Here is a 7,890-nt window from a genome sequence, read left to right as displayed (position 1 = left end):
AGTCTTTTTTGAACTTTTTTACTTAGTTTACAATGGGTTATCTTCATTTTTGTAGTATAGCATGACTGCTAATCTACGTCAGCCCCTAAAATTTAAAACCCGTTACTTGCCGTTACCATCGGCAAACAGACGATGATTTGACGGCTTGGCGGGCTTTTGCTACACTTAGCCAAATTTAAACCAAATTAACGCTGGTATTTTGCGGCTGATGTCCTTTTTCACGCAGCACCAGCAACCAAAAACACGATTAAAATAAAACGCTTTAGCGAGTTTATTTCGCTTGCCATAAGGAATTTTCATGAAAAAATCACTGCTTACTTCATCACTGCTTGCCGCCCTACTTGGCGCAGCAAGCCTAAGCGCACCAAGCCTAGCACAAGCCGCCATCAGTGTTGCCGACAGCACCGATGGCATTGTGGCGATGGTTAATGATGAAATCATCTTAAAAAGCGAGCTTATCGCCGCGGCAACCGCACTGGCTGCCGAATATCAAGCCAACAATGTGAACGCTGCACCAGCGCAAATTCAGCAGCAAGCCCTAGACGAGCTCATCACACGCAAAATCCAGCTAAGCATGATTAACCGCGCTGGCTTTACCGCCAATGACGCTGTGATTAACCGCCAAATGCTGCAAATCGCCCAATCACAAGGCCACAGCTCACTGTCTGAACTGCAGCGCGCGCTTGACGGCAAACAAGCAGGCAGCTATGCCGCCCTTCGCCGCCAGCTGATTGAAGACGCTGCCATCTCTGCGCTATGGCAACACCAAGTGTCAAACCGCATCAACGTCAGCGACCAAGAGATTGACGCATTCTTAAAATCCCCTGATGGCGCAGTGCTAAACCAAACACAATACCGCCTAATTCATGTGCGCATTCCTTATACAGATGACATCAGCTCAAGCAACAATAAGCGCAAAAACGCCGCCCAAAAAGCCGCCCTTGCCACAGCTGAGCGTGTACAAGCCGCCCTTGCCACAGACGCACCGCTACAAATCGCCATGAACAGCGCCAAGGGCAATTATCCGCTTGAACTACAAGGCGCAGATACAGGACGTGTGGCAGCAGCGTCTTTGCCCACGAGTGTCAGCGAAGCGGTACAATCTTTACAAGCTGGCGATGTGAGTGCGCCAATCGTTACCCAAAACGGCATTGACGTGGTGAAATTGGTAGAAAAAGACGACAAAGGCCGTGTGCTGATTCCAGAATGGCAAACCAGCCACATCCTAGCGCGCGTGGACGACACGCAAACTAACGCCATCGCCGAACAAAAAATCAACGCCATCTATGCCGAACTACAAAAAGGTGCAAACTTTAATGAGCTTGCCGCCACTTATTCAGATGACGCAGGCACAGCCGCACAGCGTGGCAGTCTTGGCTGGGTGGGCGAAGATGAGATGGTGCCAGAATTTGAAGCCGCAATGAAAAACACCGAAGCTGGCGATTACTCCACACCGTTTCGCACGCAATTTGGCTGGCATATCCTAAAAGTGGATAACGTGCGTGAGCGTGATGTTACCGAGCAATATCGCCGCAATGCCGCGCGCGAGTTGCTGTTTAGCCGTATCGCTCCACAAGCAGAAGAAGACTGGATTCAAGAGCTGCGTGCCAGTGCTTATGTGCGCATTTTTGAATGATTGAAATGTGGCAATTTCACCAAAATCAAGCTGGGTTTTTCGCCCAGCTTTTTTATGGGCGGGATTTGTGAGTGGAATTTATGGCTGATTTTTATGGCTATTTTTAAGACTGCTTTTTGGCAGTTGTACAGTCATCTATACAGTACAATAAGCGCGCCGCAAGCCATACTTAATCTGACTTACAAGGCATTTTTAGGGTATATATTAAATCAAAAATTTTTCTCAATCAGTGCTTGCAATACCCCTACAAGTTATGCTATAAATTCAATCAATAACGAATTGTTATCTCATCTGGCTGTTTGCCGATTGTCATTTTGATGAAAATTGCGTCAATTTACTTGGCGATAAATTCATCAAATCAAAGCCTGCGTTTTAATCGCAAAGCACAATTTGATTAAAAATCACAATCCACCCTACCAAAGCAGCCATCAAGGAAAACCGCTTAAATATCACGTTTAAGCCAAATTTGTTTAAGGAGTGAACCTGTGTCAAATTCCCTTTCTGCTGGTGCAAAATTCCGTCAAGCGGTCGCCACCGAAAATCCTTTAGCTGTTGTTGGTTGTGTCAATGCCTATTTTGCACGCTTGGCAACGGCGAGCGGTTTTAAAGCCATTTACCTGTCAGGCGGTGGCGTGGCGGCGTGTTCGCGTGGCATTCCTGATTTGGGCATTACCACGATGGAAGATGTGCTTATTGACGCCCAACGTATCACCGACAACGTAGACACGCCTTTGCTTGTAGATATTGATGTGGGCTGGGGCGGTGCATTTAATATCGCACGCACCATTCGTGCTTTTGAGCGAGCAGGCGTGGCAGCGGTGCATATTGAAGACCAAGTTGCCCAAAAACGCTGCGGTCATCGTCCAAACAAAGCCATCGTTTCCAAAGATGAAATGGTGGATAGAATCAAAGCAGCGGTAGACGCACGCGTTGATGAAAATTTTGTGATTATGGCGCGTACGGACGCATTGGCGGTGGAAGGCTTGGACGCAGCGATTGAGCGTGCCATCGCTTGTGTGGAAGCAGGCGCAGACATGATTTTCCCAGAAGCGATGACCAAGCTTTCCATGTATCAAAAGTTTAGCGATGCGGTGAAAGTCCCTGTCTTGGCAAACATCACCGAATTTGGCGCAACGCCTTTGTACACACAAAAAGAGCTTGCCGATAATGGCGTGTCTTTGGTGCTGTATCCTTTATCAACCTTCCGTGCGGCAAGTGCTGCAGCATTGAACGTCTATCAGGCGATCATGCGTGATGGCACACAGGCGAATGTCGTGGACACCATGCAAACGCGTGCTGAACTCTACGAATATCTCAATTATCACGATTTTGAGCAGAAATTGGATAAGCTGTTTGCCAAGTGATTTTTACTAAATGATGTTTCGTCAAATGGTTTTTTACTAAACTATCAAAGGCGAAAGCATTATTTTAAGTTAAGTTTGGGTGATTTAAGTGATTTTTTAAATGGTTTTGATAACTTTTAAATACTTATAAATCACCACAAACTTTACAAACACCAACCACCAAAAGCAGCAAGCCAAAGGCGTAGCGGTTTATCAAACCCAAACAAACCCAAAACGCCAAAACTTGCTGCCCTATCCAAACTAGCCAGATGTTTTTTAAGCGTCCAGCGAAGTGCGATTTGGAAGTTTAAAGGATTGAACTTCGCTGATTTTTAACAAGGAGAAAGTTGTATGTCAAACGACACCACCCCAACCACCACCCCAAAACCCAAAAAATCCGTTGCCCTATCAGGCGTGGCAGCAGGCAATACTGCGCTGTGTACCGTGGGTCGCAGTGGCAATGACTTAAGCTATCGTGGCTATGACATTTTGGATTTGGCAAAGCACTGCGAATTTGAAGAAGTGGCGCATTTGCTCATTCATGGTCATCTGCCTAACAAATTTGAATTGGCGGCGTATAAGCAAAAATTGAAATCTTTGCGTGGTTTGCCGATTCGTGTGATTGAAGTGCTAGAAAGTCTGCCTGCGCACACGCACCCGATGGACGTGATGCGCACAGGCGTGTCCATGCTTGGCTGCGTACACCCAGAACGTGAAAGCCAGCCTGCCAGCGAAGCGCGTGATATTGCCGATAAGCTCATCGCAAGCCTTGGCTCAATACTGCTGTACTGGTATCAATTTTCACACAACGGCAAGCGCATTTCGGTTGAAAGTGAAGAAGACAGCATTGGCGGGCATTTCTTGCATATGCTGCACGGCAAACGCCCAAGCGAAAGCCACATCAAAGCCATGCACATTTCGCTGATTTTGTACGCTGAGCATGAGTTTAATGCGTCCACCTTTACCAGCCGTGTGATTGCAGGCACAGGCTCGGACATTTATTCGTGCATCACAGGCTCCATCGGTGCATTAAAAGGCCCAAAACACGGTGGAGCGAATGAAGTGGCGTACGACATTCAAAAACGCTATCGCAACGCAGACGAAGCCGAAGCGGACATTCGTGAGCGTATTGGTCGCAAAGAAATCGTGATTGGCTTTGGACACCCTGTTTATACCGTGTCTGACCCACGCAATGTGGTGATTAAGCAAGTTGCCAAAGATTTGTCTGCCGAAACAGGCGATATGCGCCTATTTGACATTGCTGAGCGCTTGGAAACTTTGATGTGGAACGAGAAAAAAATGTTCCCGAATTTGGATTGGTTCAGTGCGGTGTCGTATCAAAAATTGGGCGTACCAACGGCGATGTTCACGCCATTGTTTGTGATTTCACGCACGACAGGCTGGTCGGCTCATGTGCTTGAGCAGCGTGCAGACGGCAAGATTATCCGTCCGTCCGCAAACTACACAGGCCCTGATGATTTGGCGTTTGTGCCGATGAGTGAGCGTTAATCAGCGATGATTAGCTTTCAGGCAGCCTAAATGGGCGCACGATGATTGATTACCACCATTTAGGCGGTCTGAAAGTTTTATTCGCGCAGATATGATTGATTTGGTTGTGAACTGCGTGGCTTGTTTTTTGGTGTTGTTTTTTAAACGCTCTAATTATCATCAATTTTTTCAAAATTATTTTAGCCCTTAAGTACGACAAAAAATAAACTGCAATCCATCATCACAAGATAAAACCAACTTTAAAATAAAAGCACAACTACTCACAAAAAAAACACAACTCTTGAATGTGCTTGGTGTTATGATGAAAATGGCAATAAGTTTGCTCACTTTCACCATTTTATTATTTTGAAGTTAAAAATATGAAAGCAATCATTTCAAAAGCCTTATTGTGCGTAATTTTGACAAGCTCAACCATTTCATTGGCAAATGAAGGTTTTGATAAAGATGTACAAGAATATGCCAAAATTCACGATGTCGGCATTAACGAAGCAAAAAAGGCTTTAACCATTGAACTGCATAGAGATGGGATTATAGATCTTATAGAAAACCAATATAAAGGTCGTTTGGCAGGCATTTATATTGAAAATAAACCAACCTATAAAATAGTTGTTAGATTAACAGGCGATGGCGTCAATCAAACAACAAGATTGCCTATTAAAAACCAGACAAATATCAGCGTTCCCGTGGAATTGATCTATGGCGCAAAAGCCACAAGAGATGTTGCCAGAGAGCAGCTCAAAAAAGCCAAGAAATTAGCGCAGCAGTATTTAACCAATGTGCAAATGGTTGGTTTTAATGAAAAAACTGGTCAAATAAATGTAGAAGTTAAAGGAAAAAATACTGATGAAACGCAAGCCAAAATAAATCAACTATTGGAAGCATGGAAAAATCCCAATGTGGATTTAAATATTGTTTTCGTTAATTATAGCATTGTGCCGATGGCGATGGCTTATGGCGGCGTGCCAGTTGCGGACAAATAAAATACAAGCTGGGTTAGGCGCAAAACACTTGACACAGCCACACAATTTTAACAAAACCAAGGCTTAGCCGCTGTATTTTAAACAAATAACTTGGCAGCACCGCCCATTGATTGACAGCTTTTTATTAGGACAGCTTATTTATCAGGACAGTTTGCATGAAAAAACACATCGTTTTATGGTTGGCAGTTGGGGCATTGAGCGCTTGCCAGCCGCTGCCAAAGCATAAAACACAAACCTTGAACGCATCCAATCAAGAAATGCACAACCAAAATACCGAGCAAAATGCAGCGCAGGATACAGAGCAAAACGCAGCGCAAGACACGACATCGGCTGCAGTGGTTGATGATGTGGATCGTTATATGCAGGTGCAAGACAGCGCCATCTTGGTATCCCAAAAACTCAATGCACTAAACGACCCACATTATGGCGATATGTATATTCAGCACAAGCCTGACTATAAAATTGTGATTTTATTTAGCGATGATAAAAATCGTGATGAGCTGGTGCGCTCTTTTGATAAAAGCATTCAGCCGTACATCGTCATCAAACATCATCAAAAATCACTGATTGACCAAAACACTCAAAGCGATGAAATTAGCAGAAAAATCAAACAGTTAAATATAAAATACAGCATGGGTTTTGATTTAGAAACGCAAACATTTAACATCAGCGTGGGCAGCCAGCAGGACGCAGACAAAGTTCAAGCCATCGTCAATCAGCTGGGCAGACAGCACGAAACTGTGATAAATGTGGGTGGCTTGCCAGTGCCTGAGCCTGCGTTGGTTGATTAGTTTACACCATGTTTTAAAACTCTCAACACTAATTGTAATTAACTTAAGATAACTACAGCAAACAAAATTGTAGGCAAGCATAGCTGATAGATAGCATATTTATAAGCGTAACGCCTCAACTTTTATCAGTTCGTTGGACAATAAGAATAAAATAGACTGCGGATGGGATTATTCAAACTTACAAAAACACCTATATCACCCAGTCATAACCAATAAAACATAGCAAAAGGACAAGCAATGTCAGACAAATTACCTAACTCAAATCAAGAACCAAAAGACAATGGCCAAACCACACCCAATGACCAAGAGTACAAAAAGCGTGCAGCACTCATCAAAAATACGCTTAAAATTTTTGACAAGTTGATCCCTTATGGATCTATTATCGGAGCCACCTTTAGCTTCTTTGTCATTTTAGATTATCTGTCTGATATACAACAACAAGGGTTGCTAAGCTTAGTTCTTCAGCCATCCATCTTAATGGCTATTTTTACTATAGCTGTTTTACTTGTTGTATTTATAAGCTTATGTTTTTTGCCTGCACATATTGCCGCTATTTTTACAAAAAGAAGCCTATCAACACAACAAGCAAAACCAAACCAATCCGCCAAAGATTACAAATCACAGCGACAAAAAACACTGTGTGATTTCATGATATATAATACTACTGCTTGTTTGTTTGCACTCCAATTATTGGCTTTGATTGAATTTTCAAACTATTGGAAATACATTCCTACTGGTATTATAATATTTATCGCCGCGATATACACACTGTATTGCGATCAATCCGACAACTCAAAACTCAAACGTCTTGTCCTTGAAAATCTTTTTGGTGCGACTATTAATGCTTTTTGCCTATTCCTATTGCTAGCCTTGGTCATACTATGGTCAGGTGGCGCAGATAAAGGCAAAATGCCAGTCCTAATTACCTTCATATTATTTATAAGCAATACTGCATTTGCCACACAACATTTTTTCTTTGAAAACCCAGAAGATGCAATAAAAACAGGAGCTGCTGCTCTCATTTTGTTAATTGCAGCCACGGTTTTTGCTATTTTGCATTGTCATAATATCTCACATCATCTTATGCGCACCGTCGGTTTTATTGAAAAACCTCAAGATGCTCAATGGTACGCAATCCATGACGATTATTTTAAAAATAATATCTCTACATCCAAACAGACGACAAAACAAAATTTCGCCTGTCCCAGCAGCGTCAATGACATCACAAGTTATTGCCATCTTAAAACAGATGAAAAAACTCATAAAGAAACTATCACCAATAAAGATGGCACGATAACAGTCAACGAAAAAACAGTTATTAGCAATAAAATCACCAACTATAACAGCGATCCTAGAGCAGTCTTTGGCTATATGCTATGGAATTTGGGTGAAACTAAGATATTGGGGCTGTACTAGAATAACAACCATGTTATACTAGTTTTATGAAGATAACCCATTGTAAACTAAGTAAAAAAGTTCAAAAAAGACTGCTTGAATTTTTTGTACTCGAAGTTACTGCTAGAAGTGCAGCTGATTTACTGGGCATTCACCCTAATTCAGCAGCCCTTTTCTACCACAAAATCCGCCTTGTGATAGAATATCACTTAGCTCTTGAAGCCAACACTGTTTTT

General features: G+C 42.9%; 7 protein-coding genes and 1 pseudogene. 7 read left to right on the top strand and 1 reads right to left on the bottom strand.

Annotation, left to right across the window (positions count from 1 at the left end; translation table 11 throughout):
- Window positions 1-165: 165 nt before the first annotated feature.
- Window positions 166-300, bottom strand: a complete 135-nt coding sequence (locus tag B0181_RS12430; RefSeq protein ID WP_282956008.1) for a hypothetical protein — start codon at window positions 298-300, stop codon at window positions 166-168.
- On the opposite strand from B0181_RS12430, the gene B0181_RS02635 reads away from it, so the two are divergent.
- From B0181_RS02635 to B0181_RS02605, 7 genes and pseudogenes are all read left to right on the top strand, one after another.
- Window positions 299-1,636, top strand: a complete 1,338-nt coding sequence (locus B0181_RS02635; protein ID WP_078275940.1) for a peptidylprolyl isomerase — start codon at window positions 299-301, stop codon at window positions 1,634-1,636. The genes B0181_RS12430 and B0181_RS02635 overlap by 2 nt on opposite strands.
- Before the next feature lie 485 nt (window positions 1,637-2,121).
- Entirely contained in the window at window positions 2,122-3,000 is an 879-nt protein-coding gene (gene prpB / locus B0181_RS02630; protein ID WP_078275939.1) for a methylisocitrate lyase, read from the top strand.
- 330 nt (window positions 3,001-3,330) lie between these two features.
- On the top strand, window positions 3,331-4,488 hold the full coding sequence (prpC, locus tag B0181_RS02625) for a bifunctional 2-methylcitrate synthase/citrate synthase (protein ID WP_078275938.1): 1,158 nt from the start codon (window positions 3,331-3,333) through the stop codon (window positions 4,486-4,488).
- Window positions 4,489-4,847: 359 nt separating this feature from the next.
- On the top strand, window positions 4,848-5,468 hold the full coding sequence (locus B0181_RS02620; protein WP_078275937.1) for a hypothetical protein: 621 nt from the start codon (window positions 4,848-4,850) through the stop codon (window positions 5,466-5,468).
- Window positions 5,469-5,623: 155 nt separating this feature from the next.
- Window positions 5,624-6,259: a hypothetical protein gene (locus B0181_RS02615; protein WP_078275936.1), complete on the top strand. Its 636-nt coding sequence runs from the start codon at window positions 5,624-5,626 to the stop codon at window positions 6,257-6,259.
- A 237-nt stretch (window positions 6,260-6,496) separates the two neighbouring features.
- On the top strand, window positions 6,497-7,675 hold the full coding sequence (locus B0181_RS02610) for a hypothetical protein (protein WP_078275935.1): 1,179 nt from the start codon (window positions 6,497-6,499) through the stop codon (window positions 7,673-7,675).
- 26 nt (window positions 7,676-7,701) lie between these two features.
- Window positions 7,702-7,890, top strand: a pseudogene (locus B0181_RS02605) (IS1595 family transposase); the annotation flags it as partial.

This window comes from Moraxella caviae (genome assembly GCF_002014985.1).
Lineage (GTDB): Bacteria > Pseudomonadota > Gammaproteobacteria > Pseudomonadales > Moraxellaceae > Moraxella > Moraxella caviae.
Note: the sequence above shows the minus strand (reverse complement) of the source record. Positions and strands in the feature narration are given on the sequence as shown.